General features: G+C 60.8%; 22 protein-coding genes, 1 tRNA gene and 2 pseudogenes. 14 read left to right on the top strand and 11 right to left on the bottom strand.

Annotated features, from left to right (window positions below):
* Positions 1-6: 6 nt before the first annotated feature.
* Together VQ575_RS15665 and VQ575_RS15660 are read right to left on the bottom strand one after the other, a co-directional pair.
* A complete protein-coding gene (locus VQ575_RS15665) occupies positions 7-1,398 on the bottom strand; it encodes a GntP family permease (protein ID WP_039589505.1) in 1,392 nt (463 codons plus the stop codon).
* Between the two features lie 303 nt (positions 1,399-1,701).
* The gene (locus VQ575_RS15660) at positions 1,702-3,117 is read right to left on the bottom strand and encodes a sigma-54 interaction domain-containing protein (RefSeq protein WP_039589507.1); all 1,416 of its coding nucleotides are present in this window, start codon (positions 3,115-3,117) and stop codon (positions 1,702-1,704) included.
* Between the two features lie 164 nt (positions 3,118-3,281).
* Here VQ575_RS15660 and VQ575_RS15655 point away from each other — a divergent pair, with 164 nt between their 5' ends.
* The 3 genes and pseudogenes from VQ575_RS15655 (at position 3,282) to VQ575_RS27275 (ending at position 4,986) form a co-directional block, all read left to right on the top strand.
* On the top strand, positions 3,282-3,497 hold the full coding sequence (locus VQ575_RS15655; protein ID WP_039589509.1) for a TIGR02450 family Trp-rich protein: 216 nt from the start codon (positions 3,282-3,284) through the stop codon (positions 3,495-3,497).
* Between the two features lie 124 nt (positions 3,498-3,621).
* Positions 3,622-4,431 (top strand): annotated as a pseudogene (locus tag VQ575_RS27280) (PAS domain-containing protein); the annotation flags it as partial.
* A gap of 102 nt (positions 4,432-4,533) precedes the next feature.
* Positions 4,534-4,986, top strand: coding sequence for a methyl-accepting chemotaxis protein (locus VQ575_RS27275; protein ID WP_411829980.1), 453 nt, complete (start codon positions 4,534-4,536; stop codon positions 4,984-4,986).
* A 5-nt stretch (positions 4,987-4,991) separates the two neighbouring features.
* On the opposite strand, the gene VQ575_RS15645 is transcribed toward VQ575_RS27275, so the two are convergent.
* The 6 genes from VQ575_RS15645 to VQ575_RS15620 all read right to left on the bottom strand — a co-directional run bounded on the left by VQ575_RS15645 (position 4,992) and on the right by VQ575_RS15620 (position 11,937).
* Positions 4,992-6,572 (bottom strand): ABC transporter ATP-binding protein, encoded by a 1,581-nt coding sequence (locus VQ575_RS15645; protein ID WP_325917899.1) that lies wholly within the window; start codon positions 6,570-6,572, stop codon positions 4,992-4,994.
* A gap of 39 nt (positions 6,573-6,611) precedes the next feature.
* Complete coding sequence (locus VQ575_RS15640; protein ID WP_039589516.1) at positions 6,612-7,634, bottom strand: ABC transporter permease; 1,023 nt, start codon at positions 7,632-7,634, stop codon at positions 6,612-6,614.
* Positions 7,634-8,692 (bottom strand): microcin C ABC transporter permease YejB, encoded by a 1,059-nt coding sequence (locus VQ575_RS15635; RefSeq protein WP_039589517.1) that lies wholly within the window; start codon positions 8,690-8,692, stop codon positions 7,634-7,636. The genes VQ575_RS15640 and VQ575_RS15635 overlap by 1 nt, the downstream gene beginning before the upstream one ends.
* Entirely contained in the window at positions 8,692-10,560 is a 1,869-nt protein-coding gene (locus VQ575_RS15630) for an extracellular solute-binding protein (RefSeq protein ID WP_039589519.1), read from the bottom strand. The genes VQ575_RS15635 and VQ575_RS15630 overlap by 1 nt, the downstream gene beginning before the upstream one ends.
* A 136-nt stretch (positions 10,561-10,696) precedes the next feature.
* A complete protein-coding gene (locus VQ575_RS15625) occupies positions 10,697-10,978 on the bottom strand; it encodes a peptidylprolyl isomerase (protein ID WP_039589523.1) in 282 nt (93 codons plus the stop codon).
* A gap of 74 nt (positions 10,979-11,052) precedes the next feature.
* A complete protein-coding gene (locus VQ575_RS15620; protein ID WP_039590038.1) occupies positions 11,053-11,937 on the bottom strand; it encodes an esterase/lipase family protein in 885 nt (294 codons plus the stop codon).
* Between the two features lie 325 nt (positions 11,938-12,262).
* Between VQ575_RS15620 and VQ575_RS15615 the strand changes: the two genes are divergently transcribed.
* On the top strand, positions 12,263-13,315 hold the full coding sequence (locus VQ575_RS15615) for a hypothetical protein (RefSeq protein WP_325917897.1): 1,053 nt from the start codon (positions 12,263-12,265) through the stop codon (positions 13,313-13,315).
* 75 nt (positions 13,316-13,390) lie between these two features.
* On the opposite strand, the gene VQ575_RS15610 is transcribed toward VQ575_RS15615, so the two are convergent.
* Positions 13,391-14,461, bottom strand: a complete 1,071-nt coding sequence (locus VQ575_RS15610) for a 3-deoxy-7-phosphoheptulonate synthase (RefSeq protein WP_325917895.1) — start codon at positions 14,459-14,461, stop codon at positions 13,391-13,393.
* Positions 14,462-15,077: 616 nt separating this feature from the next.
* On the opposite strand from VQ575_RS15610, the gene VQ575_RS15605 reads away from it, so the two are divergent.
* The 6 genes from VQ575_RS15605 (at position 15,078) to VQ575_RS15580 (ending at position 19,595) form a co-directional block, all read left to right on the top strand.
* The gene (locus VQ575_RS15605) at positions 15,078-15,827 is read left to right on the top strand and encodes a carbon-nitrogen hydrolase family protein (RefSeq protein WP_039589528.1); all 750 of its coding nucleotides are present in this window, start codon (positions 15,078-15,080) and stop codon (positions 15,825-15,827) included.
* Positions 15,828-15,837: 10 nt separating this feature from the next.
* Entirely contained in the window at positions 15,838-16,272 is a 435-nt protein-coding gene (locus tag VQ575_RS15600) for a GNAT family N-acetyltransferase (RefSeq protein ID WP_325917893.1), read from the top strand.
* A 123-nt stretch (positions 16,273-16,395) separates the two neighbouring features.
* Positions 16,396-17,037, top strand: coding sequence for a response regulator transcription factor GacA (gacA, locus tag VQ575_RS15595; protein WP_003200277.1), 642 nt, complete (start codon positions 16,396-16,398; stop codon positions 17,035-17,037).
* 2 nt (positions 17,038-17,039) lie between these two features.
* Complete coding sequence (gene uvrC / locus VQ575_RS15590) at positions 17,040-18,863, top strand: excinuclease ABC subunit UvrC (RefSeq protein WP_325917891.1); 1,824 nt, start codon at positions 17,040-17,042, stop codon at positions 18,861-18,863.
* A 32-nt stretch (positions 18,864-18,895) separates the two neighbouring features.
* Positions 18,896-19,456, top strand: coding sequence for a CDP-diacylglycerol--glycerol-3-phosphate 3-phosphatidyltransferase (gene pgsA, locus VQ575_RS15585; RefSeq protein ID WP_039589536.1), 561 nt, complete (start codon positions 18,896-18,898; stop codon positions 19,454-19,456).
* Positions 19,457-19,519: 63 nt separating this feature from the next.
* A tRNA-Gly gene (locus VQ575_RS15580) sits at positions 19,520-19,595 on the top strand.
* A gap of 718 nt (positions 19,596-20,313) precedes the next feature.
* Here the strand turns inward: VQ575_RS15580 and VQ575_RS15575 are convergent.
* Positions 20,314-21,471 (bottom strand): alpha/beta hydrolase family protein, encoded by a 1,158-nt coding sequence (locus VQ575_RS15575; RefSeq protein ID WP_039589540.1) that lies wholly within the window; start codon positions 21,469-21,471, stop codon positions 20,314-20,316.
* A 425-nt stretch (positions 21,472-21,896) separates the two neighbouring features.
* On the opposite strand from VQ575_RS15575, the pseudogene VQ575_RS27270 reads away from it, so the two are divergent.
* Positions 21,897-22,970, top strand: a pseudogene (locus tag VQ575_RS27270) (HAMP domain-containing protein); the annotation flags it as partial.
* A complete protein-coding gene (locus VQ575_RS27265) occupies positions 22,965-23,828 on the top strand; it encodes a methyl-accepting chemotaxis protein (RefSeq protein WP_411829979.1) in 864 nt (287 codons plus the stop codon). The pseudogene VQ575_RS27270 and the gene VQ575_RS27265, both read left to right, overlap by 6 nt.
* A 23-nt stretch (positions 23,829-23,851) precedes the next feature.
* Here VQ575_RS27265 and VQ575_RS15565 read toward each other — a convergent pair whose 3' ends face one another.
* Complete coding sequence (locus VQ575_RS15565) at positions 23,852-24,763, bottom strand: LysR family transcriptional regulator (protein WP_039589543.1); 912 nt, start codon at positions 24,761-24,763, stop codon at positions 23,852-23,854.
* Between the two features lie 326 nt (positions 24,764-25,089).
* Here VQ575_RS15565 and VQ575_RS15560 point away from each other — a divergent pair, with 326 nt between their 5' ends.
* Entirely contained in the window at positions 25,090-26,028 is a 939-nt protein-coding gene (locus tag VQ575_RS15560; RefSeq protein ID WP_198724772.1) for a VOC family protein, read from the top strand.
* A gap of 15 nt (positions 26,029-26,043) precedes the next feature.
* On the top strand, positions 26,044-26,406 hold the full coding sequence (locus tag VQ575_RS15555; protein WP_325917888.1) for a Rieske (2Fe-2S) protein: 363 nt from the start codon (positions 26,044-26,046) through the stop codon (positions 26,404-26,406).
* Positions 26,407-26,431: the final 25 nt, after the last annotated feature.

The raw sequence follows: 26,431 nt of genomic DNA, 5'->3' as shown, positions 1-26,431 counted from the left end.
GGAACCTCACACAATGCCAGTGGCGTAGAACACACCGATCACGAAGAACACCGCGAGGGTCTTGATCAGCGTAATGCAGAAAATGTCTTTGTAGGCTTCGCGGTGGGTCAGCCCGGTCACCGCCAGCAAAGTGATGACCGCGCCGTTGTGGGGCAGGGTGTCCATGCCGCCGCTGGCCATGGCCGCTACCCGGTGCAGCACTTCCAGCGGGATATTGGCGGCGTTGGCGGCGCTGATGAAAGTTTGCGACATCGCCGCCAGGGCGATGCTCATGCCGCCCGACGCGGAGCCGGTGATGCCCGCCAGCAGCGTCACGGTCACGGCTTCATTGACCAGTGGATTGGGGATGTTCTTGAGCCAGTCGGCCAGCACCAGGAAGCCCGGCAAAGAGGCGATCACTGCCCCGAAACCGTATTCCGAAGCGGTGTTCATGGCCGCGAGCAACGCACCGCCCACCGCGCTCTTGCTGCCTTCGGCCAGCTTGCTGCGAATGGCCCGGAAACCGAACAGCAGCACCATGACGATGCCCACCAGCAATGCCGCTTGCACGGCCCAGATCGCGGTGAGCTTGGCGATGTCACTGGTCACCGGTGCCGCCATGCCTGGCAGTGCCAGGCTATGGGTCTTGCCATACCACTGGGGGATCCACTGGGTGAACAGCAGGTTCATGACGCCCACGGCCAGCAGCGGGGAAACGGCGATCCAGGGGTTGGGCAGCTTGATGTCTTCAGCGGTTTCCGGCTCGTTGCGCAGCTCCGTGCCGTAGCCTTCACCCGTGCGCTGGGCCTTGTTGCGTTGGCGCTGCAAGAACAGCATGCCGAAGCAGAACACAAAGATCGTACCGATCACGCCCAGCCACGGCGCCGCCCAGGCAGTGGTGTTGAAGAAAGTGCTGGGGATGATGTTCTGGATCTGCGGCGTGCCGGGCAGGGCGTCCATGGTGAATGAGAACGCACCGAGGGCGATGGTGGCCGGGATCAACCGCTTGGGAATGTTGCTCTGGCGGAACATCTCGGCCGCGAATGGATAGACCGCGAAGACCACCACGAACAGCGACACGCCGCCATACGTCAATACCGCGCAGACCAGCACGATCACCAGCATGGCCTGGCGCGTGCCCAGCAGGCGAATCGCCGCCGCGACGATGGAGCGGGAAAACCCCGACAGCTCGATCAGCTTGCCAAACACGGCGCCGAGCAGGAACACCGGGAAATACAGTTTGATGAAGCCGACCATTTTGTCCATGAACACCCCGGTGAACGCAGGGGCGACGGCGGACGGGTCCGTGAGCAGGACCGCGCCGAGGGCGGCGATGGGGGCGAAGAGGATAACGCTATAGCCACGGTAGGCGGCAACCATCAGCAGCGTGAGGGCTGCCAAGGCAATGATCACACTCATGGTGTGTCTCCTGGATTGTTATTTTTGTGGGTGATGCGGTGGAGAGGGCTATAGCGAGTTTTGTGCCAGATAGGTAACTGATTGAAATATAAGGGGATTATCTTGCGTTGTAAGACGAGTTCGATAGTTTCGTCTCTCTTTTGAGATTTATATCGAGTCTGCTGGCCTCATCGCGAGCAGGCTTGCTTACGCATGTAATCTCAGCGTCAGGAAAAATGCCAATGCCTGTGGGCACGAGCTTGCTCGCGACAGGCGCGACAGCGCTTCAAAAAGCATGTCCCTGTTCGGAGATATCGAGTCTCTTTATTGAGACTCCACAATCCCCAACGCCACCATCTTCTTGTACAGCGTCGACCTTCCCAGTCCCAACCGCTGCGCCGCCTCGATCACCCGCCCACCGCATTGCGCGAGGGTGGTTTCGATCAGATGCCGGTCAAATCGGGCCCGGGCCTGGCTGAATGTTTCCTGGGGCAACGGCTCCAGGCTGGGGCTCGCCGCGCGCGCAACGGGCATAAAAGTGCCAATGGCGGCACGCATATCGGCGGCGGTGAGCACCAAATCGTCACTGAGCAACGCGGCCCGTTCCAGCACGTTGCGCAACTCCCTGATGTTGCCCGGCCAGGCGTGCTGGCCCAGCAGGTCGAGGGCGTCGTGGTTCAGTTCGTGCTGGCTGCGCAGTTCTTCCAGAATCGCCTCGCTCAAGGCCGGCAGGTCGTCCAGACGTTCGCGCAGCGGCGGGACCTGGATCGGCAAGACGTTGAGGCGGTAGTACAAATCCGCGCGGAACTCGCCGCGCTGGATTGCCGCCTCGAGGTTGGTGGAGGTCGCGGCGATGACCCGGACATCGCTTTGCAGCACTTCGTTGGAGCCTACAGGTTCGTATTCCTTTTCTTGCAGCACGCGCAGCAGCTTGCTTTGCAACGGCAGTGGCATGTCGCCGATTTCGTCGAGGAACAACGTGCCGCCCTGGGCGATTTGCAGTTTGCCGGCGCGGCCCTTGCGGTCGGCTCCGGTAAAGGCGCCGGGTGCGGTGCCGAAGAACTCGGCTTCCAGCAAGGACTCGGGAATGGCGGCGCTGTTGATACTGACAAACGCCTTGTGGGCACGTGGCGAAGCACCATGGATCGCCTGGGCCAGCAGCTCCTTGCCGGTGCCGGTTTCGCCGAGCAGCAACACGGGGGAATCGGTGCTGGCGCTGCGTCGGGCACGGCGCTTGACTTCGAGCCCCGCAGCGCTGGTGCCAATGAAATGGGCAAAGTTGTACTTGGTCTGCCGTGCCCGCAACAGTGAGCGGGTAGAAGCCAGTTCTTCCTGCATGCTCAGGTAGCGCTTGAGCATCGGCGACAGGCTGCGCAGCTCATCGAACAGGGCAAAACCGATGGCGCCGATCACCGCGCCGGCGCTGTCGTGGATCGGCAGGCGCATCACCACCAGCGGTTCCTTGGGCGTGTCCTGCATGTCCAGCAGGATCGGCCGCCCGGTGCGCACCACTTCACGCAAAAGGCTGCCCGGGATGACACTTTCACAGGCCCGGCCGATGGCCTCTTGCGCCGAATTGAGGCCGAAGCGACGTGCGTAGCGTTCGTTCATCCAGACGATGTTTGCATCGCGGTCGACGATCACCGTGCCTTCGCTGGACTGCTCGATAATCTCGAACAACGAGCGGATCGCCAGCGTGCGCACGCGCTTGTAATCCTTGAGGCTTTCGGTGGGGTTCATCGGCCATTTCCAGGAAAGGATGGCTTGCAGTAGGCAGCCGGTCGTTCGGCCGCATTATGCCGGGGCAGGCAGGCTGATCAACACTCCCTTCTGACGCGACGTGGTTTGACCGGCAATAAACTTGTACAGTTGCATGAATATGTACATGAAATCGCGAGCGCTCCATGAACAAGTTTAATCCTCGAAAGCTCAAGCTTTCCAAATGGACGGCGTGTGAGCCGGTCAACCGAGAGAAGCATTTCCTGGTCATCCAGTTGCTTTGCGATGAGTTGGGGGCGCCGGTCCAGGTCGAGTTGCAGGCCGTTCACAGCGCGCGTACCGAGCTTTTGGACTGGCAGGCGCTGCGGGACAGCAGGCGTTGGAAGATGGGTTGGAAATGATTCCGACAACCGTGGACAAAGCATGATCTGCGACTTGTACAAAAACAAAAAACTGTACAAGTTTTGAAAAGTGATGGCTTAATAGTGTCCAGCCAAGGTCGCGGCCTTCAGGCGGACCATCGTCATGCAGTCAACGTCTCCGGGAGCGGTACCCATGTTCATTCGCACTCGCAAGCACCAGGACGCTTTGCACCAGATTCAGGCCAGGCAGGCGATCCTTGAAGCAGAGCGTGCGGCACTCCACGGCGCCATGGCAGTCGTTGAGTTCACGGTAACGGGACAGGTGCTCGGCGCCAGCCCGATTTTTCTCGAGATGACCGGGTATTCCCTCGATGAGGTCGTGGGTAAGCATCACTCGATGTTCTGCGAACCCGCCTATGGGAGCAGTCGGGAAAACGCGGCGTTGTGGCAGCAGTTGGCACGCGGCGAAAGCGCCGAGGCCCAGTTTCTGCACCTGCGGCGCGCGGGCGAAGGGATCTGGGTGGAGGCAAGCTACGCCCCGGTGCGCGACCAGGGCTCAGGCGTGCAGCGCGTTGTCCAGATCCTGCGCAACAGCCATGAGCGCGTGCTTCGCGCCCAGGCCGAATCCAGTGTCATGCAGGCGATAGACCGCTCGATGGCGATCATCGAGTTTGACCTGAGTGGAACCGTAGTGCGGGCCAATGAGAATTTCCTCAAGGTCATGGGGTATCGGCGCGAAGAAGTGCTCGGTCAACACCACCGCCTGTTTTGCAACCCCCGAGAAGTGCAGGACGAAGCCTATCGCGGTTTTTGGGCCGCGCTGAACCGTGGCCAATACATGAGCGGGCAGTTCCAGCGCGTCGACAAACGAGGCGCGACGGTCTGGCTGCAAGCGACGTACAACCCGCTCTATGACGCCAATGGCCGCTTGTATGGCGTGGTCAAGTTCGCCACCGACATCACTCGCGAAGTCGAGCAGCGCCAAACTGAATCCAAGGCGGCGAGACTGGCTTTCGAAACGTCCCGCAGAACCGACGAACACACACAGCTGGGAACCTCGGTCGTCCAGCAGACGGTGACGGTGGTGCAGAGCATTGCCGATGAACTGCAGCAGGTCGCCATGGGCATCGGCGCCCTGAGCGCTCAGTCCGAAGAGATCGGCAGCATCGTCGACGCCATCCGGGGGATCGCAGAGCAAACCAACCTGCTGGCACTCAATGCGGCCATCGAAGCGGCCCGGGCCGGGGAGCAGGGCCGCGGTTTCGCGGTGGTCGCCGATGAGGTGCGCAACCTTGCGCGCCGCACCAGCCAGGCCACCGTGGCCATCTCCGACGTGGTCGGCAAGAACCGCGAGCTGGCCAGGCAGGCAGTGACCAGCATGCAGTCAAGCACGCTCAAGGCAGAGCAAGGCGTGAAGCTGGCGAACCAGGCGGGCACGGTCATCCTGGATATCCATCGTGGCGCGCAACAGGTGGTCGAGGTGATTGGCGAGTTTGCCCACGCCATGGACCAGCGCGGCGACGCCTGATCGCGTCACGCCGATCCTGGATGCGCCGCTGCCAGCAGCTCCCTGGTGTAGGGATGTTGGGGCGCGTCGAAGACGTCCTGGCTGGGGCCTTGCTCGACTACCTTGCCATCCTTGATCACGATCATGTCATGGGCCAGGGCGCGCACCACTGCCAGGTCGTGACTGATGAACAGGTACGTCAAACCGTGCTTTTCCTGGAGCTGGCGGAGCAGGGTGACTACTTGTTTTTGCACGGTGCGGTCCAGGGCCGACGTCGGTTCGTCCAACAGGATCAGTGCCGGCTTGAGCACCAATGCCCGGGCAATGGCGATGCGCTGGCGCTGGCCGCCGGAAAACTCATGGGGGTAGCGGTGGCGGCTCTGCGGGTCGAGGCCGACTTCCTTGAGGGCCTGGATCACCTGCGCCTCGCATGCCTCGGCGCTGGACGGGCTGTGGACTTCGAGACCTTCGCTGATGATCTGCTGCACCGACATCCGCGGGCTGAGGCTGCCGAACGGGTCTTGGAAGACGATCTGCATCTGCTTGCGCCATGGTCGCAGCTCCTTGTGCGACAGGTGATCCAACGCCTGGCCCTGGAAACGAATGCTGCCTTCGGACTCGATCAGCCGCAGGATCGCCTGGCCGAGGGTGGATTTGCCGGAACCGGACTCGCCGACGATGCCCAGGGTCTTGCCGCGCTGGATGCTCAGGCTGATGCCATCCACGGCGCGCAAGTATTCCTTGCGTCGGAACAGCCCACCGCCCAAGGCAAAACTCACCCGCAGGTCCCGCACTTGCAATACGTCTTCGCGTTCATCCCGGGGCAGGGCTTCGCCTTCCGGCTCGGCGTGCAGCAATTCGCAGCTATAGGGATGTTTCGGTGTGCTGAACAGGGTCTCGCAAGGCGCCTGCTCGACGATCTCCCCGGCCTTCATCACGCATACCCGTTGGGCGATGCTGCGGACCAGGTTGAGATCGTGGCTGATCAACAGCAAGGACATGCCGAGGCGCTGCTGCAGCGACTTTAGCAGCAGCAGTATCTTGCGCTGCACCGTCACGTCCAAGGCGGTGGTTGGTTCGTCGGCGATCAACAGTTCCGGCTCGCAAGCCAGGGCCATGGCGATCATGACGCGCTGGCGCTGGCCGCCGGAGAGCTGATGCGGATAGGCCTTGAGTCGTTCGGCGGGTTTCTGGATGCCGACCAGGGCCAGTAGTTCCAGGATGCGCGCTCGCGCGGCCTTGCCACCCAGGCCGCGATGCAGCATCAGGGTTTCGCCGATCTGTTTTTCGACGCTGTGCAGTGGGTTCAGCGAAGTCATCGGCTCCTGGAAGATCATGGCGATCCGGTTGCCGCGCAGCTCCCGTAGCGTCTTCGCCTCGGCACCCACCAGTTCTTCACCGCGATAGCGAATGCTGCCGGTTGTGCGCGTGCCGGTTTCCGGCAACAGTTGCAGGATCGAATGGGCTGTCACTGACTTGCCGGAGCCCGACTCGCCCACCAGCGCCAGGCATTCGCCGGGGCGGATATCCAGGCAGAGGTTGCGCACCACCGCCTGGCCGTTGAAGGCCACGCTCAGGTCGCGGATTTCGATCAGGTTGTCGCTCATCTCAAGGTTCCGTTCATGGATCGTGGTCAAGACCGCGGGTCAAGACCGCGGGTCAAAGGCGTCGCGCAACGCCTCGCCGATGAATACCAGCAGGGAAAGGATCAACGCCAACGTGAAAAAAGCCGTCAGTCCCAACCAGGGCGCTTGCAGGTTCTGTTTGCCCTGGGCGATCAGCTCGCCCAGGGACGCGCTGCCGGCCGGCATGCCGAATCCCAGGAAATCCAGGGCCGTCAGGGTGGAAATCGCCCCGGTGAGAATGAACGGCAGGTAACTCAAGGTGGCATTCATGGCGTTAGGCAGGATGTGCCGCACGATCACCTTGCGGTCGGACAGGCCCAAAGCCCTGGCGGCCTTGACGTATTCAAGGTTGCGCCCGCGCAGGAACTCGGCGCGTACCACGTCCACCAGGGCTAGCCAGGAAAACAGCGCCATGATCCCCAGCAACCACCAGAAGTTGGGCTCGACGAAACCCGACAGGATGATCAGCAGGTAGAGCACCGGCAGCCCGGACCAAACCTCCAGCAGGCGTTGTCCCAGCAGATCCACCCAGCCGCCGTAATAACCCTGCAAGGCCCCGGCGGCAATGCCGATCAGCGCGCTGATGGCGGTCAGCGCCAGGGCGAACAGGATCGACACCCGCGCACCGAAGATGACCCGCGCCATGACGTCCCGGGCCTGGTCGTCGGTGCCCAGCCAATTGACGCTCGATGGCGGGCTTGGGGCCGGTTGATCGAGGTCATAGTTGGGCGTGTCGGCGCTGAACGCAATGGGTGGGAACAGCAGCCAGCCGTTGCCCTTGTGGATCAGGTTCTGCACATAGTTGCTGCGGTAATCGGCCTGGAACGGCAACTGGCCACCGAATTCCTGTTCGGTGTAGCGCTTGAACACCGGGAAATACAGCGAACCCTCGTAGCTCATCACCAGCGGCTTGTCATTGGCGATCAGTTCACCGCCGAGTGACAGGACGAAAAGCCCGATGAATAGCCACAGCGACCACCAGCCACGACGGTTTTTCTTGAAGCGCTCGAAACGCCGCCGCCCCAAGGGCGATAACTTGAACATCAGGCGTTCCTCGCGGCGAAGTCGATACGCGGGTCCACCAGCGTGTAGCAGAGGTCGCCGATGAGTTTGATCAGCAGGCCGAACAGCGTGAAGATGAACAGCGAACCGAACACCACCGGATAGTCCCGGGACACGGCGGCTTCATAGCTCATGCGCCCCAGGCCGTCGAGGGAGAAGATCACCTCGATCAGCAACGATCCGGCGAAGAATACGCTGATGAACGCCTGGGGAATGCCCGACACCACCAGCAGCATCGCATTGCGGAACACGTGCCCGTACAGCACGCGGCGTTCGCTCATTCCCTTGGCCCGCGCGGTGACCACGTATTGCCGGGTGATCTCGTTGAGGAACGAGTTCTTGGTCAGGATGGTCAGGGTGGCGAAGCCGCCGATTACCAGCGACGTGACCGGTAGCACCAGGTGCCAGAAGTAGTCGGCGATCTTGCCCAGCGTCGACAGGGATTCGAAGTTGTCCGAGACCAGCCCGCGCACCGGAAACCAGTTGAGCGAGGTGCCGCCAGCGAAAACCACGATCAGGAACATCGCGAACAGGAATGCCGGCATGGCGTAGCCGATGATGATCGCGGTGCTGCTCCACACGTCGAATGCCGAACCGTGGCGCACCGCCTTGCGAATGCCCAGGGGAATCGACACCAGGTAGGTGATCAGCGTCGCCCAGAGCCCGAGGGAAATCGTCACCGGCATTTTTTCCAGGATCAGGTCGGTCACCGTGGCGCCGCGGAAGAAGCTCTTGCCGAAATCCAGGCGGGCGTAACTGGTGAGCATCAGCCACAGGCGCTCGTGGGCGGGCTTGTCGAAGCCGTACTGTTTCTCGATGTCCTTGATCAGTTGCGGGTCCAGGCCCCGGCTGGCGCGGGAGCTGCCGGTCATGGCATTGCCCGAGCTGCCGACGCCGGTGCTGCCGACACCCTGCAACTGGGCGATGGCCTGTTCCACCGGCCCGCCCGGCGCGGCCTGGACGATGACGAAGTTCACCAGGAGGATGATCACCAGCGTCGGAATAATCAGCAGCAGGCGCCGCGCAATATAGGCCCACATCAGTGATGCCCTCCCGGTGAGCCACGCTTGATGCGTTCGGCGGTCATCTGTTCGTTGGTCAGGGGCGTGGTGCTGACTTCCCACCAGCTCTCGATGGCTTCGTCATTGCTCGCCTGTACTTTCGGCATGCCGAAGCGGTTCCACCAGACGGTCGAACTGCCTGGCGGGTAATAGTTGGGAATCCAGTAGTAGTTCCACTGCAGCACCCGGTCCAGCGCATGGGCGTGGCGGAGCATGTCGTCCTGGGTGGTGGCCTTGACCAGGCCATCGATAAGGGCGTCCACGGCAGGATTCTGCAAGGCCATGTAGTTGTTCGCCCCCGGGTCGTTGGCCGCCGCCGAGCCGAAATAGTTGTAGAGCTCCATGCCCGGCGAGGTGCTGACCGGATAGCCAGTGATGATCATGTCGTAGTCGCGACTCATGAGCCGATTGACGTACTGGGACGAGTCGATGCGCCGAATGCTCATGTCGATGCCGATTTGTGCCAGGGTGCGCTTGTAGGGCAACAGCAGGCGGTCGATACCGTTCTGGGTATTCAGGAACGTGAAGCTCAGCGGCTCGCCTTCGGCATTCACCAACCGGTCGCCGCGAGGCTTCCAGCCGGCCTGCTCCAGTAGCGCCAGCGCTTGCAGTTGTTTGTCACGTATGACACCGCTGCCGTCGGTTTTCGGCGCCTGGAATACCTGGCTGAACACCTCGTCCGGCACTTTGCCGCGCAGCGGTTCGAGGATCGCCAGTTCCCCCGCATCGGGCAACTGCCGGGCGGCGAGATCAGTGTTGGAGAAAAAGCTTTGCTGGCGCACGTAGGCGTTGCGCATCATCTGGCGATTGCTCCATTCGAAATCCCAGAGCATGGCCAGCGCCTGCCGCACGCGGCGGTCCTGAAACTGGGGGCGTTGCAGGTTGAACACGAAACCCTGGGCCGGCTGGGGCGCCTCGGTGGCGAGGTGGGCTTTTTGCAGCCGGCCGTCGCGCAGGGCCGGGCTGTCGTAGCCGATGGCAAACCCCGTGGCGGAGAACTCGCGGTTGTAGTCGTAGGCGCCGCCGCGCAGGACTTGCCGCGCCACATCGGTGTCGCCGAAATACTCAATGCTGAAATGGTCGAAGTTATAGAGGCCGCGGCTGGCCGGCAGGTCCTTGCCCCACCAGTTGGCGTTGCGCTCGAAGGTGATGCTGCGGCCCGAATCGACCTTGCTCACCCGGTATGGGCCACTGCCCAGCGGCGGCTCGTAGCCGCCTCCGTTGGCGAAGTCGCGTGTCTTCCACCAGTGCTCGGGAAAAACCGGCAGGGTAGCGACGTCCAGCGGCAGGGTGCGGTTTTCATTGTTCTTGAAGTCGAAACGAACGGTGCGTTCCGATTCCACCTCGACGCCTTTGACGGCAGCGAATTGCGTGCGATAACGCAGGCTGCCTTGGGTCATCAGCAGGTCGAAGCTGTAGCGCACGTCTTGCGCGGTGATGGGCTTGCCATCGGCAAAACGCGCCTTGGGATTGAGGTAGAAGCGCAGGGAAAGGCCATCCTCGGCGCGCTCCATCTTCTCGGCAACGAGGCCATAGACGGTATAGGGTTCGTCCAGGGAGCGCTGGGCCAGCGGAGAATAGAGCATGCCGTCGACCTGGCTGACGCCGATGCCTTTGTCGATGTAGGGCAGCACATGGTCAAAATGGCCGATCTCCACGGCCGAACGGCGCATCGTCCCGCCTTTGGGAGCCTGGGGATTGGCGTAGGCAAAGTGGGCGAAGCCTTCGGCGTACTTGGCCGGTTCGCCATAAACGGTCAGGGCATGTTGTGGTGCGGCATCCACGCCTGCGGCGCCAGTCAGCAGGACCACGGCAGTGAACAGCCACGAGGGAAAAGCCAGTCGCATTGTCAGCCTTAGAGCCGGGTTATCGATGACTACGATTTGTACGCGAGTCACGTGTGAATCGCCAGCCTTGAGGCGAAGGGAGGGCCCCTCGCCACAATGATTCAGACAGCCATCGAGTAAACAGCCTGGGCCGGGATCAGTCCTGGCGGCTGGTCACTTCCAGCAAGTGATAGCCAAACTGGGTCTTGACCGGGCCCTGGACCACATTGATCGGGGCGCTGAACACCACGGTGTCGAATTCCTTGACCATCTGGCCTGGGCCGAACGAACCGAGGTCGCCGCCCTGGCGGCTGGACGGGCATGAAGAGTTCGCCTTGGCGATTTCTGCGAAATCGGCGCCCCCTTCAATCTGGGCCTTGAGTTCGTTGCACTTTTCTTCGCTGGAAACCAGGATGTGGCGGGCAGTGGCTTTGGCCATGGGGTATTTCCTTTCAGTGTTGTAAAAAAACGCCCAGCCTACCGGAATCATTCCGGGTTTGTTGCCAAATTGCGTCAGAGTCCGACGAGCCGCAAGCGTTCTGCGTGCCTGACATAGAGCTCTGTCGCATTGCTCCCCTTGCGCAAGCCTTCTCCAGTGTGCGGGTTGATCGTGTCCAGGTGACTCATTGGGTAGTTGGAACGGATCACTTTTCCCAGATGTGAGCTGAAGCGTCCGACGATGCCATCGTTCTGCCCGGCCTCGGTGGTGAAGTATTTGGAAAAAGCCCGGCAGAAATCATTCAACGAATCGGCCATTTGATCGCCATTCTGACTCGGCGTGTCCTGCACCGTGCCGCTCCAGGAGTAATAACGTACGCCATTGACCAGTTGCGGCCCATGGCCTCCCCAGTTCTGGGGCAGGCCTTGTGGATACTTGTCATTGAATGCACCCACGCCCTCGGTGGTCAGCGCCGCCAGTGCTGCAATTGCATTTTGTGGCAGTTGTGCCTGGCCGCTGAGCAGCGTGATGAAATCGGCGAAAAGTGTGGCGACTCGATTCGCCACGTGCTCCGGCAAGCGGCCCGGCGTCAGGGCCTTGCGCAGGAAGTCAGCGAGTTCCGACCCCTGGTTGGGGCCGCTGACCGAAGTGACGGAGGCGACAGTGTCGGGCGCCAGTGCGGCGGCATAACGGGCGGCCAACACACCTTGCCCGTGGCCGATGAGGTTGACCTTGGCGGCTCCGGTTCCTTCAAGAACCCGTTCCATCTGGGCTAGCAACTGTTCGCCGCGCGCTTCGTTGGAGTGTGTCGCGGATACATACGGGATGAACACTCGGGCACCTGCGGTGCGCAATGCCTGTTTGACATGATGGAAAAGTTCGAGCGGGCCGACCCTGTCGAACCCGAACAAACCATGTACCAAAAGGATGGGAAAACGGGTGGTTGCATTCCGTTGCATGTTCGTACCTTTTTCGAAGAGGTTCATGTGATGTTTGCGGCACCACTTTAATCCAGGCCGGTAGTGAGCGGTGTAGGACGAAACCGCAGGTGGCTGCGGAAATAGGAATAAAAAGCGCGAGAAACTTTCCACAGACGTCAGGCGGCATTTTGGATTCGGACACTTCCGATAGCCCGATGCCTATGAAACTCACACCGGCAGGCGCAAGAGACCACTCTGTGTGTCGTGTTGTCTGGCTGTATGACTCGGGCGTCGGCGTTCTAATGGTTTCGTCTGGCGCCGTTACGGGAAACGGTGCCTTTTCCCAAAGGATTGGAGCCTGGAAATGACCCTTGAATCATCTGCTGGCAGAAGCCGGCTTTCACTGCGAAAACTAGCGCCCCCCTCGCTGGCCAGGGCCCGCGAGGGCGTCATTGATCCGGCCTGGAGCAGGGCTGTCGTCTCCATCAAGCCGTACCCGATGATGGCGTGTGGAGATGAGCTGCTGCTTTATTGGCACGGACTCAATAATGAGGGCGAGCATTACCGCCACGAAATACGCCGGTTCGTCACGCAGCGTCAGGTCGGCCGCAGCATGGTTTTTGTCGTGCGTGAGCCTCATATCGCTGAGCTAGATGGTGGCTCGCTGGAAATCTCGTACCGAGTTACCGGTAAGCAGTTGCCCGCCGTGTTGGTCTCTCAAGCGCTTCAATTGCAGATCGGCGATAGCGCTCCGCAATTGTTGCCACTGATCGCCAATGACGCGGTGGGCGGCAGCCTTGATCCGGGGCGGCTGGCCGAAGGCACGACGGTGACTGTGCGGCCTTATTCGAACATGGCGGCAGGCGATCGATTGATTCTCCTCGCCGCTTTGGATTCCAAGCCGTTGTGGCGCGACGTACTGGATATCGAGGCTCACGCGGTCGGAAACAGATTGTCACTCTGGATCGATCATGCGGACATCGCACCCTATTCGGGGCATTCGTTGACCTTGAGCTATGTCGTCAGGCGAGGGCACTCAGTGCGTCGCGCCGAGCCGTTATCCGTCTGGCTAGGCCCATTGGTACGCCCGCCGCTGGAAGCGCCGAGGATACCGGAGCTGATAGAGGACTGGCTGGATGTCGAGGGGCTGCAGGGAGCCGCGACCGTGGTCATCGATGGTGTTGGGTTGGAAGCGGGCGAGTTGGTCTGGTTGCAATGCAACGGAAGCTACCCGTACGTCCTGGAGCGTGAGATCACTGAAGCCACGGCCGGCCAGCCGGTCGTCTTCACGGTACCGGCTACCTATTGGCAAGCACAGCGAGAACAATCGGTGCGTGTCTTCTATCAGGTCGAGCGTCTGGATGAAGTGCACCAGCGCTCGGCGGATATTACCGTTCAGGTTCGGGCCAGGGCCTGAGGCAAGCCCAAACGACAACCCTTGTGGCGAGGAAAGCTTGCTCCCGCGCCACAAGGCAGAGAAACGTCGAGCCGTTCAGGCCCCCAGTCGCAACCTGCGGTGAGCCTGGCGCAGCAGATGCTCGGTCGACGCCCAGCCAAGGCATCCATCGGTGACCGATACACCGTAGCGCATCGTCGCGCCCAACGGCTGGCAGCCCTCGAACAGGTGACTTTCGAGCATCATGCCGACGAGCGCACGGTTGCCTTGCACTCGCTGTTCCAGCACGTCTTCGAATACCTGGGGCTGGCGCAACGGGTCCTTGCCGCTGTTGGCGTGGCTGCAATCGACCAGGATGCGGGCCGGGATTTTCAGGCGCGTGAGGTCGCCGTGGATTTGCGCCACGCTTTGGCGATCATAATTCGGTCCGCGATGGCCACCGCGCAATACCAGGTGGGTATCGGGGTTGCCCTGGGTCTGTATGACGGCCGGGTGCCCCTGGCTGTCGATGCCGAAATGGCGATGGGGATGCGCCGCTGAGCGCATGGCGTCGCAGGCGATGCCGACCCCACCGTCGGTGCCGTTCTTGAAGCCCACTGGCATGCCCAGTCCGCTGGCCATTTCCCGGTGAATCTGTGATTCGGTGGTCCGAGCACCAATGGCGACCCAACTCAGCAGGTCATCGAAGTAGCTGGCTGCCATGGGCTGCAACAGTTCGGTGGCCACGGGTAGGCCGAGTCGCAGCATCTCACGCATCAACTCCCGCGACAGCTCGAGGCCGGTGGCCATGTCATCGCTGCCATCAAGATGGGGATCGTAGGCCAGACCCTTCCAGCCCACAGTGGTGCGAGGCTTTTCCACGTAGGCGCGCATCACCAACAGCATGCTGTCGCTCACTTCCCGGGCAAGGCGAGCGAGGTTGGCGGCGTATTCGAGAGCGGATTCTGGATCGTGGATCGAGCAAGGGCCGACGATGACCAGCAGGCGGGAGTCCTCGCCGTCAAGGATCGCGCGGATGGCTTGGCGATGGGCGTTGACCTGTTGGCTCAATGCATTATCAAGCGGCAATTGTTGCTTGAGCTGTAATGCACTCGGCAAGCGCAGGGTCAGGGCTTCATTGGCAGGGTTGAGTGTGGACAGCGGCAAAGCGGAGACGGACGAATTCATGATCTGGCTTCCTGGGCGGGGCTGCGGGTTCATTCCCGCGCGCCGGCCCTATTTGGGTGTTCGACAATTGGCCGTAATGGCCCGCAACGTAGGCATGCCACCGGTAGGTGACCGATCGGAGGCGGCAAGCTGTCCCGAGCGGTGGCTGGTAAATCGCCAGGCGGAAAAACTGTCGTAACGGTAATAAGTGGCGTAGTTCATGGCTCAATCCTCAAGTTGTTTGATGCTGCAAATGTCTGGGGCCTGAAAAAACAAAACCCCCGGTCGGGAGGCCGACCGGGGGTTTGGAAAACTCTGGAAGGCGACCCGTTGAAAATGGGGCGCCGGTTGGGTATCAGGCGCGCCAGTGGCTAAACCAATACCCAAAATAAAAGCTGACCGGAGTCTGTACGCTGTTCGCCCGGGCAGCCGCAACCGAGCGCGAGGCGCTGACAGGTTGAAGCGGTGAGCGGGCGTTGAACATGATCTGTCTCCGATGAATGGTCCGAGCTTACAAGAGCGCGAGGCAGCCGTTCAATAAGAAAATGCTATCGGGCATTTAAAAACAGTCGCCTCGCTTGAGTCCGATGGGCTTTATGACAAACTTCTGAGTTGTGCTGACTCTTTTGGAAGATCCATGAACGCTTCAGTCTTTGCCGCCGCACAAGCCATTTCCGTCGCCGGAGATGTTCACGCCAATGTCATGGCGCATCTGCGTTTCATGCAGGCCGCCGCCGAGCAAGACGTGAAGCTGTTGGTTTTCCCTGAGTTGTCGCTTACTGGCTATGAGCTGGGCCTGGCGGCAAAACTCGCGATCCTCCCCAATGACAGCCTCTTGCAGCCGCTGCGCGACTTGGCGCAAGAGCTGTGCTTGACGACCGTCGTCGGCATGCCGATCCGCCTGTCGACAAGCGAGCCAGTACTGATCGGCGCACTTATCCTCGGTGCCGATGGCTCCCTCGGGGTCTATAGCAAGCAACACTTGCATACGGGAGAAGAGGTCGTTTTTGCGCCCGGCCATGGCGGCCCAATGTTGCCAATGGATTTGGATCAGGTCGCCTTGGCGGTCTGCGCCGACTTCACCCACGCCTGTCATGCCGCCTCGGCCGCGGGGCAGGGCACCACGGTGTACGCGGCAGGCGTCTTGATCAGCAAGGGTGGCTACGAGCCGGACACCACGCTGCTGCAAAGCTATGCCCGGCAACATGCCATGGCCGTGTTGATGGCCAATCATGGTGGTGCTACCGGAGGGTGGGAGTCGGCCGGTCGCAGCGCAATCTGGGGTCCGGATGGTTCGCTGCTGGCTGCGGCTCAAGGCGTGGGGGAGGCATTGGTCATCGCTCGACGCGGCGACAGCGGGTGGGCGGGTCAGGCCATGGCGCTGTGACGAGGTTTCGATGAGTCTTGAATGGCGCCCGGCTGAAGTCGGTGACATTGAGTTTGCACGTCAGCTGACTTGCAGCAACATGCTTCCCTATTACCTGCGCCATGATTTGCTGTGGCAGGACGAAGCGTTCGATCTGGCCTGGGTCATCCGCCAGAACTGGATAATCTGTCGCGATGAACAGACGCTGGGTTTTGTCAGTCTCAGTCGTGATGCGCGCGCTTTGTATATTCGAGAGTTACAGATCGACAAGGCGTTTCGTCGACAGGGCGCCGGAACCTGGGCGATAGGACAGGTCTGGGCGATGGTGGCAGTTGAACATCGCCCGGCGTTGCGGCTTACCGTTTTCAAAGACAATCCGGCCCGGGAACTCTACGAGCGCATGGGGCTGAGGGTGGTCGGGGAAGATGAGTGTTTCTTTAGAATGCAGCGAGACGCCCATGCTTGAGGCTTCGAATATCGAGTTCGAAGATTTGTTGTAACTTTTATCTGCCCGTTTGCCCTAGGTCTGCCGAGTGCTTTTTGCTAAGGTGTTGGCAACCCATACAAGACCAAATCGTGAGGTGTCTGCTTGATTAGGGTGTTAGTGGTCGACGACCATGATCTCGTCCGTACGGGCATTACACGAATGCTGGCTGACATTGATGGCCTGCAAGTAGTTGGCCAAGCCGAATCCGGGGAGGAATCCCTGATCAAGGCGCGTGAATTGAAACCCGACGTGGTGCTCATGGACGTCAAGATGCCGGGCATCGGCGGCCTTGAAGCCACGCGTAAGCTGCTGCGCAGTCATCCGGACATCAAGGTCGTCGCGGTGACTGTCTGTGAGGAAGATCCGTTTCCCACCCGGTTGTTGCAGGCGGGCGCGGCGGGCTACCTCACCAAGGGCGCCGGCTTGAACGAGATGGTCCAGGCAATCCGCCTGGTATTTGCCGGGCAGCGCTATATCAGCCCGCAAATCGCCCAGCAATTGGCAATCAAGTCGTTCCAGCCGACCAACGATTCGCCCTTCGATGCGCTGTCCGAACGAGAAATCCAGATTGCGCTGATGATCGTCGGCTGCCAGAAGGTCCAGATCATTTCCGATAAGCTGTGCCTGTCGCCCAAGACCGTCAATACCTACCGTTACCGTATCTTCGAAAAGCTTTCGATCAGCAGTGACGTCGAGTTGACGCTGCTGGCGGTGCGTCATGGCATGGTCGATGCCAGCGCCTGATAATGACTGAACAGTTTGATCCAAGTGCTTTCCTGTCCACCTGCAGCGGCCGTCCCGGCGTGTACCGCATGTTCGACAGCGATGCGCGCCTGCTTTACGTCGGCAAGGCCAAGAACCTCAAGAAGCGCCTGGCCAGCTACTTCCGCAAGACGGGCCTCGCACCAAAAACCGCCGCGCTGGTGGGGCGCATCGCGCAAATCGAAACCACCATCACCGCCAATGAAACCGAGGCGCTGCTGCTTGAGCAGACGCTGATCAAGGAATGGCGGCCGCCGTACAACATCCTGTTGCGGGACGACAAATCATACCCGTACGTGTTCCTGTCCGACGGGACCTTTCCACGCCTGAGCATTCATCGTGGGGCCAAGAAGGCCAAGGGCCGGTATTTCGGCCCATACCCCAGCGCCGGGGCAATCCGTGAAAGCCTGAGCCTGCTGCAAAAAACCTTTTTCGTGCGCCAATGCGAAGACAGCTATTACAAGAATCGGACCCGGCCCTGCCTGCAACACCAGATCAAACGCTGCAAGGCGCCGTGTGTCGGGCTCGTCGAGCCCGAGGTCTATGCCGAGGACGTGCGTCACTCGGTCATGTTCCTGGAGGGGCGCAGCAATGCGCTGACCGATGAACTGTCGGCCGCCATGGAAGAGGCTTCGATCAACCTTGAATTCGAACGCGCCGCGGAGTTGCGCGACCAGATCGGGTTGCTGCGTCGTGTACAGGACCAGCAGAGCATGGAGGGCGGCAGCGGCGACGTCGATGTCGTCGCCGCGTTCGTCAACCCCGGTGGCGCCTGCGTGCATCTCATCAGTGTGCGGGGCGGTCGGGTGCTGGGCAGCAAGAATTTCTTCCCTCAGGTAGGGATAGAGGAAGACGTGGCGGAAGTCATGGCCGCTTTCCTGGGCCAGTACTACATCAGCAGCCCGGAACGCGACTTGCCCAGCGAGTTGATCGTCAACGTGGTCCACGAAGACTTCCCGGCCCTGATCGAAGCCATCGACAAGCTTCGCGGTCGAGAACTGACCATCAGTCACCGAGTGCGTGGAACGCGCGCGCGCTGGCAGCAATTGGCCGTGACCAACGCCGAACAGGCCCTTGGCGCGCGCCTGGCCAACCGCCAGCACGTCGCGGCACGGTTCGATGCCTTGGCCGATGTCCTGCATCTGGATGAGCCGCCGCAGCGGCTCGAGTGCTACGACATCAGCCACTCCAGCGGCGAGGCGACCGTTGCCTCCTGCGTGGTGTTCGGTCCTGAAGGCCCGATCAAATCCGATTACCGGCGCTATAACATCGAAGGCGTTACCCCGGGCGATGACTATGCCGCCATGCACCAGGCACTGATGCGGCGCTTCGGCAAGATCAAGGACGGCGAGGGCAAGTTGCCGGACATCCTGTTGGTGGACGGTGGCAAAGGCCAGTTATCCATGGCCCGCGACGTACTCAACGAGCTGGCGGTCCCGGACCTGATCCTGCTCGGCGTAGCCAAGGGCGCGACGCGCAAGGCGGGTTTCGAAACCTTGTACCTGAACGACGCGGCCCACGAATTCACCCTCAAGGGCGATTCGCCGGCATTGCACTTGATCCAGCAGATCCGCGACGAAGCCCACCGCTTCGCCATCACGGGGCACCGCGCCCGCCGTGGCAAGACCCGCCGTACCTCTACGCTGGAAGGCGTGGCAGGGGTCGGGCCGACGCGCCGGCGTGATCTGTTGAAACATTTTGGTGGATTGCAGGAACTGTCTCGTGCCAGCATCGAGGAGATAGCCAAAGCACCCGGTATCAGTAAAAAGCTCGCAGAGTCGATTTATGCGAACCTGCATAGCGAGTAGAATGCCCGTCAACCTCGTAGCCAGTTGTGCCGATGAATATCCCAAACCTGATTACCGTTCTACGCGTCCTGCTCATCCCGATCTTCATATTGTTGTTCTACTTGCCGTACCACTGGAGCTACGTGGCCTCAGCCTCGGTCTTTGCCTTCGCCGCCGCGACGGACTGGCTCGACGGCTACCTCGCCCGACGCCTGGAGCAAAGCACGCCGTTCGGCGCGTTCCTCGACCCGGTGGCCGACAAACTGATGGTCGCGGTGGCCCTGGTGCTGCTGGTGCAAGAACACGGCAACCTCTGGCTGACCCTGCCGGCGGCAGTGATCATCGGCCGCGAAATCGTCGTCTCGGCGTTGCGTGAATGGATGGCCGAGTTGGGTGCCCGCGCCCAGGTCGCCGTGTCGAACCTCGGTAAATGGAAAACCGCCGCGCAGATGCTCGCGCTGGTGATCCTGCTGGCGAATCCTTCGGACTTCACCTTCTGGGTCCTGTTGGGTTACGGCTTGCTGCTGGTGTCCGCTGGTTTGACGCTGTGGTCGATGGTTCAATACCTGCGCGCCGCCTGGCCGCACCTGCGGACTGATGTCGATCCGAAATAAAACTTTTTTGAATCAAAGGGTTGACGGCGTGTTTGGAATCTATAGAATGCGCCACACCAAGACGCGGGAATAGCTCAGTTGGTAGAGCACGACCTTGCCAAGGTCGGGGTCGCGAGTTCGAGTCTCGTTTCCCGCTCCAAGATTCAAAAAAAGCCACTCAGATGAGTGGCTTTTTTTGTGCCTAAAAAATGTTTGCACTCATGTCGACAGGCTACTTCGGGCCCAGCCTGTGTGAAAACACCGCCGAGCAGTTCAAGACCTGCGGTTTGAAGCAGTATGAGTCGATAGTGGATTTTCACGACCGGCAGCCTTTGTTCGGTCGTAGTCCTTCGAACCGCAATGGCTGGGCTCACTCATAAAATTTACCAGCCAGCAGAATGGCCGCACAGCGTTGCCATACGTTTGATCTACTGGCACTCACAGGGGAACTGCGTGAGCTGGCAGTCGCCCCCGCTGCGGCAGCATCAAGAAAGGTATCAATAGAGCCGTTTTCCCATCCCAACGCCCCCGGTCCATAGGGAGACGACGGAGAGGTCTCTTCCAGCAAACGCTCATCGGCGAAATCCATACCTAGAGCTTCAATGAAGCCGAAGAGTGGCTGTTCGTCGTCTACGGTTTTACTCCGTCTGCCTTGCACCTCGTTAACGTCAAAAATCTAAAGGTTGGTTAAAGCAGTACCCAAAATCACGGGTACACAATGCGGACGACACCCTCGTTAAAAGCTGCTTCCGATCGAATATGCGCAACCATCGAAGCACTTTTGACGGCGGGGCGATGGGCACGCATTCATGCCCATCGCGCGGTCGCACCGGACGTTCAGGCCCCGGCCGCATGCCGGAGCATGAATTTCATACCTGTCATGCAGTGCGACCACCGAGCACTTCAGCCACCCAGTCGGCGATGTACTGGCCGGCATTGATACTGTTATCGAAGCTCGAGTGCTGTACGCCACCCTCGCGCTCGGTGAAGACTTTCAGTTCGCGTTTTGGGCTGTTGACCAATTGTTCGTAAGTGCGGTGTGCCCACTTCAATGGAATCTGCGAATCCTTTTCACCGTGGGTGACCAGGAAGGGAACCTTGATGCGATCCAGGATGCCATCCAGATGCACATTTTCGGCGATGGCCATGAATTCGTCGGTGTCCTTGGCGCCCCATACCCACGAGACGTGCGACCAGTAATGCGGGACCGGGAAGCTGCCTTCCTTTTCCAAGCGGCGTTTCTGCACGTCGCGCCAGTCATGATTGGCCCCCCAGACGACACCGCAAGCGAAGCGCGGCTCGAAGGCCACGGCACGCGGGCAGTAATAACCTCCGAGTGATACGCCCTCCAACCCAATGCGTTTGGCGTCGACATCGTCGCGGGTTTCCAACCAATCCACCACGCGACTGGCCCAATGTTCGCTGTCGAAACGCGCTGTCAGGTTATGTAGCCGGAGCGCTTCGCCTGTCCCGGGTTGGTCGATGATCAGCGACGACACGCCACGTTTGGCCAGCCAGGCGGGCAGGCCGACGCGGTATTTCATTTCTTTGGTGGAGTCGAGTCCATTGACCTGCACCAAAATCGGCGCTGGGCCGCTGACACCTTCGGCACGGACCAGCAGACCGGAAATATGTTTGCCTTCGTAAGGGATTTCAACGCGCTCGCAGTTTTCGCGTGCCAGGTCGATACCGCGTTGGAACGTGTGCAGAAAGCGCTGGTACAGCTCCGTCCGGCCAGGGGCACCGTGGGCCTGTAGGCGTTCGCAGCTCAGGTAGTAGGTCGCGGCGCGGTTGTATTTTTCACCGGCAGACAACATTCGACCCTTGCCTTCGTCTTCTTCAGCCAGGCCGCACAGCTTGTCGGCCATGTTCGCCCAGGTCTCCCGGAAGGCCTTGCTGCCAGCGGCGTCCGGTTGCTTGGCGGCCTCCTGCAGCGGCGCGCACATTTCTTCGATTTCGCCAATGCGGGCGCCCATTTCAATGGCCAGATCGACGGAAAGATTCCACACGTAGTTGGTCGGGAAGTAGCGAAACATGATTGTTATTGTCCTTGTGCAAGCAAAGCGGGCGACCAGGTCCGGAGCGGGAATAGCCAGACCTGACGGTTCGAAGCAGGCTAAGGGCAGGCCCCTTGTTTGGCCAATCGCGAGTCGGGATGGGAGGTATTGCGAACGGAGATAGAGCCGTGTGCACCGTTGGTCCAAGGGGGCTACGCACCGCTCAAGCCGCAAATCCGGATACCTACCATCGTGCTTTGCGATGGCTCATAACGCAGGATGTGATTGGTGTCGTTGAGGTCCGACTCACTAGAGTTGGCGCTGAACCGCGCCGTCGGTTGGCGTTTGGGGCACACAACAACAAGAATAAGGTATCGGCAGATGAGTGAGTCCAGATCCGGCACAGCGATCAGCCTGTGCGCCAAGGGCAGGCTGTTTTTCCACGACCGTGCGAGGGACTGGACATGCTCATATTGAATCGCGTTCTCGGAAATCTGTCGGTGGGGGCCAAGCTATTGCTGGGCTTTGGCTTGGTGCTGCTGGTTACTTTGGGAGTAGCGCTCACGGCTTTTCGTTCCCTGGGTGTGCTGCAGCAACGTGGGGAGCAGTCGCGTCAGGCGTCAGCGGTTCAGGCCCTGATCCTGCGTGCGCGTATCGACGAGAAAGCATTCGCCCTGGATCTCGCCCCGCAGCGCCTGGAGCAAGTCCGCGAGACGATTGGAAAACTAAATCGGCAACTCGATGATCACCCGACCAACAGCGCAACGCACACCGCGGTTCGCACAGCCGTCAGCGCTTACCTGGAGCAGTTCCTCGGCTATGCCGATTCGTTGCGTCGGGCTCGCGAAACGCGCCTGCGCATGCAGGCACGGGCGCAGACGGCTGGCGACAGTTTTACCCTACTGTTTCTCGACCAACTGGATGCGCTTAATGCTCGGTTAGGGCAGGGGACGCCGCCGAGCAGCGATCAGATGGTTTTGCTTGAGCAGACGACCGCGCTGCGGGACAAGCTCGCCAAGCTGCGTGACAGCGAGCTGTACTACTCGCTCGATGGCGAGGAGCGTTACCGCAGCGACTGGGAAATGAGCATGAGTGACCTGCTGGCCGCCATGCAGGCGCTCGATCTTGACGAGCAGCAAGGTGCGTCGCTGCAGGAGGCGAACACTGCCTTGGGCGACTACCGCAAAGCCTTTCTCGAGTTCGTCGACAGCCGTGAGCAAAGTGCGCAAAGCAGTGCGGCGATGAGTGCGCAAATTGAGCAGGTCAGCCAGCTGCTGGCCCAGGCCGATGAGCAGCAAAGGCAGGCGGTCCTGGACGATAATCGCGATGCCGATCGCCAATTGGGGTTGATCACCGTTCTGGCGCTCGCCTTGGGCATTGGCGCTAGTCTGCTGATCCGTCACTTGATTGTGCAGCCGTTGCGCCAGGCTGTGCAGTTGGTCCAACGCGTGGCGGCGGGGGACCTGAGTGATCCGCCGGCAGGCAGTGGTCGTCGTGATGAGTTGGGTCAACTGTTGGGCACCGTGGGCAACATGCTGGGCAGCCTGCGCGGTTTGGTCGGACGCATCGACCGCGGTGTCGGTTCGCTCAACGGCATGGCCGGCAGCCTGGCCGAAGTGACCCTGAGTAACAGCCGTGGTGTCGAACACCAACGCCAGGAAACCGAGCTGGCCGCCACCGCCATGCAACAGATGGCCGCCACAGCGCAGGAAGTCGCGCGCAACTCGGGTCAAGCCAGCGAAGCGGTGGCGCATGCCGACCAACAGGCGCGTGAGGGCGATGAGTTGGTGCGTCAGGCGAGTGACAAGATTGACCATTTGGCTGTGGAAATGGGCGGTTGCGCTGAAGCCATGCGGTCGCTATTGGTGGAGAGCGCGGCGATTGGAGGTGTGCTCGATGTGATCAAGGCGGTGGCCGAGCAGACCAACCTGCTGGCGCTCAATGCCGCCATCGAGGCCGCGCGGGCGGGCGAGCAGGGACGTGGCTTCGCCGTGGTCGCCGATGAGGTGCGTGGCCTGGCACGGCGTACCCAGCGATCAACCACGGAAATCGAAGGGTTGATCGTTCGTCTGAGCGCTGTAGCCCAACACGCCGCCGAGCGCTTGCAAGGCAGCCATGTGCTGAGCGATGAAACGGTGGTGCTTGCGGCGCAAGCCTCCCAGGCGCTGGCGCGGATCACCCGGGCGGTGTCCAGCATCGAGCAGATGAACCAGCAGATCGCCGCGGCCGCCGAACAGCAGAGCGTGGTGGCCGAGCAAGTCAGCCAGAGCATGACGCGGGTGCGGGAAGTGGCCGAAGGAAGCGCCAGGGAAAGCCTGAAATTGCAAGGCTCAACGGCCGACTTGCAACGGGTTGGCGGCGAGCTCAAAGCGGCCGTCGGGCACTTTCGAACGTGACTCGCCTTTGGCTAGCGCAGTAACTACTGCTCCAGTTCGTTGATGATCTGGCTGATTTTCGCCCGCAGCCAGCGGTGCATCGGATCCCCCTCCATGGTCCGATGCCAGAGCATGAACTCACGCATCACCGGGATTTTTACTGGTGGCTGCACGATGCGTAGCGGCAGGTAGTTGGCGTAGAGCTTGGCCATGCGTTGGAGCATGGTGGCGACGCGTTGGGTGCCGACGATCAGCTGCGGCAGAGTATTGAAGTCATGGGTCACCACTTCCATGCGGCGGGTGAAACCATACTGGCTCATCAACCATTCTTCGACGCTCAGTTGTCGGTTGCGGCCAAAAATCACCGAGACATGGCCCATCTCGATGTACTGGTCGAGGCTGATGCTGTCGCCCACCAACGTGTTGCCGTCCCACACTACACAGACGTGTTCTTCTTCAAACAGTAGCTGCGAGGGGTGGCCTTCGATCAGGTAGTGTTCAGGCACGATCATCATGTCGGCCTCACCGCGCATCAGCATCTCGGTGGACGTGTCGCCAGGGCCGAGCAGTTCAAAGGTGATATGCGGTGCTTCCAGGGAGATCTTCTGGATCACCCGGGCAAACAGGACGCTGATCAGATAGTCCGAGGTGATCAGGCGAAAATGACGCTTGCTGGTGGCGGGGTCGAACACCGGTTTGGCGGTGATCGAGGACTGGATCGTCAGCAGCACCTGGCGCACCGGCGCCGCCAGTTCGCGGGCATAAGGCGTGGGCTGCATCTTGCGTCCGACCTGCGCCAGCAGCTCATCTTCGAAGTAGAGGCGCAGCCTGCCCAGTACGCCGCTGGTGGCGGATTGTGTCATGTGCAGGCGTTCGGCGGCGCGGGTGATGTTCTGCTCTTCCAGCAACACATCCAGCGCCACCAGGAGGTTGAGATCCAAGTGGTTAAAACGCATGGCGGTCTCGATTTTTGTATTTATTTTGTAAATACCTTCCGACCTTCCTATCGCGGCGTCAAGTGCCGTGAGTGGGCGAATCGTGCGATGCCTGTTCGATTTTCCAGAGCGCTTGTGCTGCGCAGCCAGGTATCGCGTTTACCGATAGGTCGCATCCCGACAAGCGATTAGTCAGTGAGTTTTTACCCCTTCACTATCAACCCACAGTCGGTTGGCCGTGACGCTTTATCGACTCCAAGACCCGCCTCGGCAGCGTACCGCCTGGCACTGCTCCCGTAAGCGGGGTGCTGGCCTGCGCTGAATAATTACAATGGAGTGGTAACTCAATGAACATCATTGGCCTTGACGCCCTTATTTTCGGTGTCGACGACATTCAAGCCTGTACTCATTGCCTGCGTGACTACGGCCTGCTGCCTGTCGATGTCGACAGCGAGGGCGGTCGTTTTGAAGCCCTCGACGGCACCGCCGTGATTATCCGTCGGGCAGACGATGCCAGTCTGCCGGCGGCCATCGGGCCTGCGCCCTCGATTCGTGAAACCGTCTATGGCGTGGCAAGCATGGCTGATCTTGAGGCCATCGCCGATGAACTGGGGCGCGACCGCCCGGTGACCCGCGGTGCCGATGGCTCCGTGCACAGCGTGGACGATATGGGCTTTGCCATTGGTTTCCAGATCAGTGTGCGGCGCGCGTACAGCGCACCAGCCGATCTGACCAATGCGCCGGGCCACGCGCCTCAACGCCCGGTCAACCAACCTGGCATCAATCCCGACATGCAGGCCTTGCCACGGACCCTGTCCCACGTAGTGTATTTCGTGCCGGACGCAGCCAAGGCCGAAGTTTTCTACAAGCGCCTGGGCTTCGTGACCACTGACACCTTTGTCGGTGCGGGCCCGTTCATGCGTCCGGCCGGTTCCGATGACCATCATTGCCTGTTCATGATCCAGACGCCACCGCACATGAAGGGTTGCGAGCACTTCACCTTCCACATGGGCAGCGGCACGGAAGTGCTGTTGGCGGGCCGGCGCTTCGAACAGCAAGGCTGGACCAGTTTCTGGGGGCCGGGCCGTCACCTCTTCGGTTCCAACTGGTTCTGGTATTTCAACAGCCCGCTGGGATGCCACATCGAATACGACGCCGACATGGACAAGCACGATGACGCCTGGCAAGCGCGCCAGGCGCCGTTGTCGGCGGATAACTCGCAGTTGTTCCTGTTCACTTCCCGGGAAAAGTGGTTCCCGAGCGGCCCGCCGCCCAAGCAGGCCTGAGCGCGGAGGTCGTCCATGAGTCACGAGGCCCTGGTGCTCTGTCGCCTGGATGAACTGGTGGAAGGGCAGGCTCGGGGGTTCGATCCCCTGGGCACGGGGAAGGACAGTGTGTTTGCCATGCGCCATGACGGCGAGGTGCGCGTCTATCGCAACAGCTGCCCGCATCTAGCGGTGCGCCTTGAGTACCGCAAGGATCGTTTCCTCAGCGTCGATGGCCGCCAGATCGTCTGTTATGCCCATGGTGCGCGGTTTCTTCCTGGCACGGGTCTGTGCGTCTACGGGCCGTGCCTGGGGGAAAGCCTGAGTGCGCTGGGATGGCGAGCCGATGCCGATTGGCTGGTGCTCGAAGCGGGTCAGCTAGAGGCGAATGGATCGTGATTAACGTATCGCGGTTGCTGATACA

Origin of the sequence: Pseudomonas frederiksbergensis, assembly GCF_035751725.1 — a bacterium.
Taxonomy (GTDB): domain Bacteria; phylum Pseudomonadota; class Gammaproteobacteria; order Pseudomonadales; family Pseudomonadaceae; genus Aquipseudomonas; species Aquipseudomonas frederiksbergensis_A.
The sequence above is the reverse complement of the archived record's forward strand: the minus strand, read 5'-3'. Positions and strand labels throughout refer to the sequence as shown.

What these genes read in the sequence shown, in the direction of transcription:
- VQ575_RS15665 (WP_039589505.1), bottom strand. Translation starts at nt 1,398, where the DNA reads ATGAGTGTGATCATTGCCTTGGCAGCCCTCACGCTGCTGATGGTTGCC.
- VQ575_RS15660 (WP_039589507.1), bottom strand. Translation starts at nt 3,117, where the DNA reads ATGAACCCCACCGAAAGCCTCAAGGATTACAAGCGCGTGCGCACGCTG.
- VQ575_RS15655 (WP_039589509.1), top strand. Translation starts at nt 3,282, where the DNA reads ATGAACAAGTTTAATCCTCGAAAGCTCAAGCTTTCCAAATGGACGGCG.
- VQ575_RS15645 (WP_325917899.1), bottom strand. Translation starts at nt 6,572, where the DNA reads ATGAGCGACAACCTGATCGAAATCCGCGACCTGAGCGTGGCCTTCAAC.
- VQ575_RS15640 (WP_039589516.1), bottom strand. Translation starts at nt 7,634, where the DNA reads ATGTTCAAGTTATCGCCCTTGGGGCGGCGGCGTTTCGAGCGCTTCAAG.
- VQ575_RS15635 (WP_039589517.1), bottom strand. Translation starts at nt 8,692, where the DNA reads ATGTGGGCCTATATTGCGCGGCGCCTGCTGCTGATTATTCCGACGCTG.
- VQ575_RS15630 (WP_039589519.1), bottom strand. Translation starts at nt 10,560, where the DNA reads ATGCGACTGGCTTTTCCCTCGTGGCTGTTCACTGCCGTGGTCCTGCTG.
- VQ575_RS15625 (WP_039589523.1), bottom strand. Translation starts at nt 10,978, where the DNA reads ATGGCCAAAGCCACTGCCCGCCACATCCTGGTTTCCAGCGAAGAAAAG.
- VQ575_RS15620 (WP_039590038.1), bottom strand. Translation starts at nt 11,937, where the DNA reads ATGCAACGGAATGCAACCACCCGTTTTCCCATCCTTTTGGTACATGGT.
- VQ575_RS15615 (WP_325917897.1), top strand. Translation starts at nt 12,263, where the DNA reads ATGACCCTTGAATCATCTGCTGGCAGAAGCCGGCTTTCACTGCGAAAA.
- VQ575_RS15610 (WP_325917895.1), bottom strand. Translation starts at nt 14,461, where the DNA reads ATGAATTCGTCCGTCTCCGCTTTGCCGCTGTCCACACTCAACCCTGCC.
- VQ575_RS15605 (WP_039589528.1), top strand. Translation starts at nt 15,078, where the DNA reads ATGAACGCTTCAGTCTTTGCCGCCGCACAAGCCATTTCCGTCGCCGGA.
- VQ575_RS15600 (WP_325917893.1), top strand. Translation starts at nt 15,838, where the DNA reads ATGAGTCTTGAATGGCGCCCGGCTGAAGTCGGTGACATTGAGTTTGCA.
- uvrC (WP_325917891.1), top strand. Translation starts at nt 17,040, where the DNA reads ATGACTGAACAGTTTGATCCAAGTGCTTTCCTGTCCACCTGCAGCGGC.
- pgsA (WP_039589536.1), top strand. Translation starts at nt 18,896, where the DNA reads ATGAATATCCCAAACCTGATTACCGTTCTACGCGTCCTGCTCATCCCG.
- VQ575_RS15575 (WP_039589540.1), bottom strand. Translation starts at nt 21,471, where the DNA reads ATGTTTCGCTACTTCCCGACCAACTACGTGTGGAATCTTTCCGTCGAT.
- VQ575_RS27265 (WP_411829979.1), top strand. Translation starts at nt 22,965, where the DNA reads ATGCTGGGCAGCCTGCGCGGTTTGGTCGGACGCATCGACCGCGGTGTC.
- VQ575_RS15565 (WP_039589543.1), bottom strand. Translation starts at nt 24,763, where the DNA reads ATGCGTTTTAACCACTTGGATCTCAACCTCCTGGTGGCGCTGGATGTG.
- VQ575_RS15560 (WP_198724772.1), top strand. Translation starts at nt 25,090, where the DNA reads ATGAACATCATTGGCCTTGACGCCCTTATTTTCGGTGTCGACGACATT.
- VQ575_RS15555 (WP_325917888.1), top strand. Translation starts at nt 26,044, where the DNA reads ATGAGTCACGAGGCCCTGGTGCTCTGTCGCCTGGATGAACTGGTGGAA.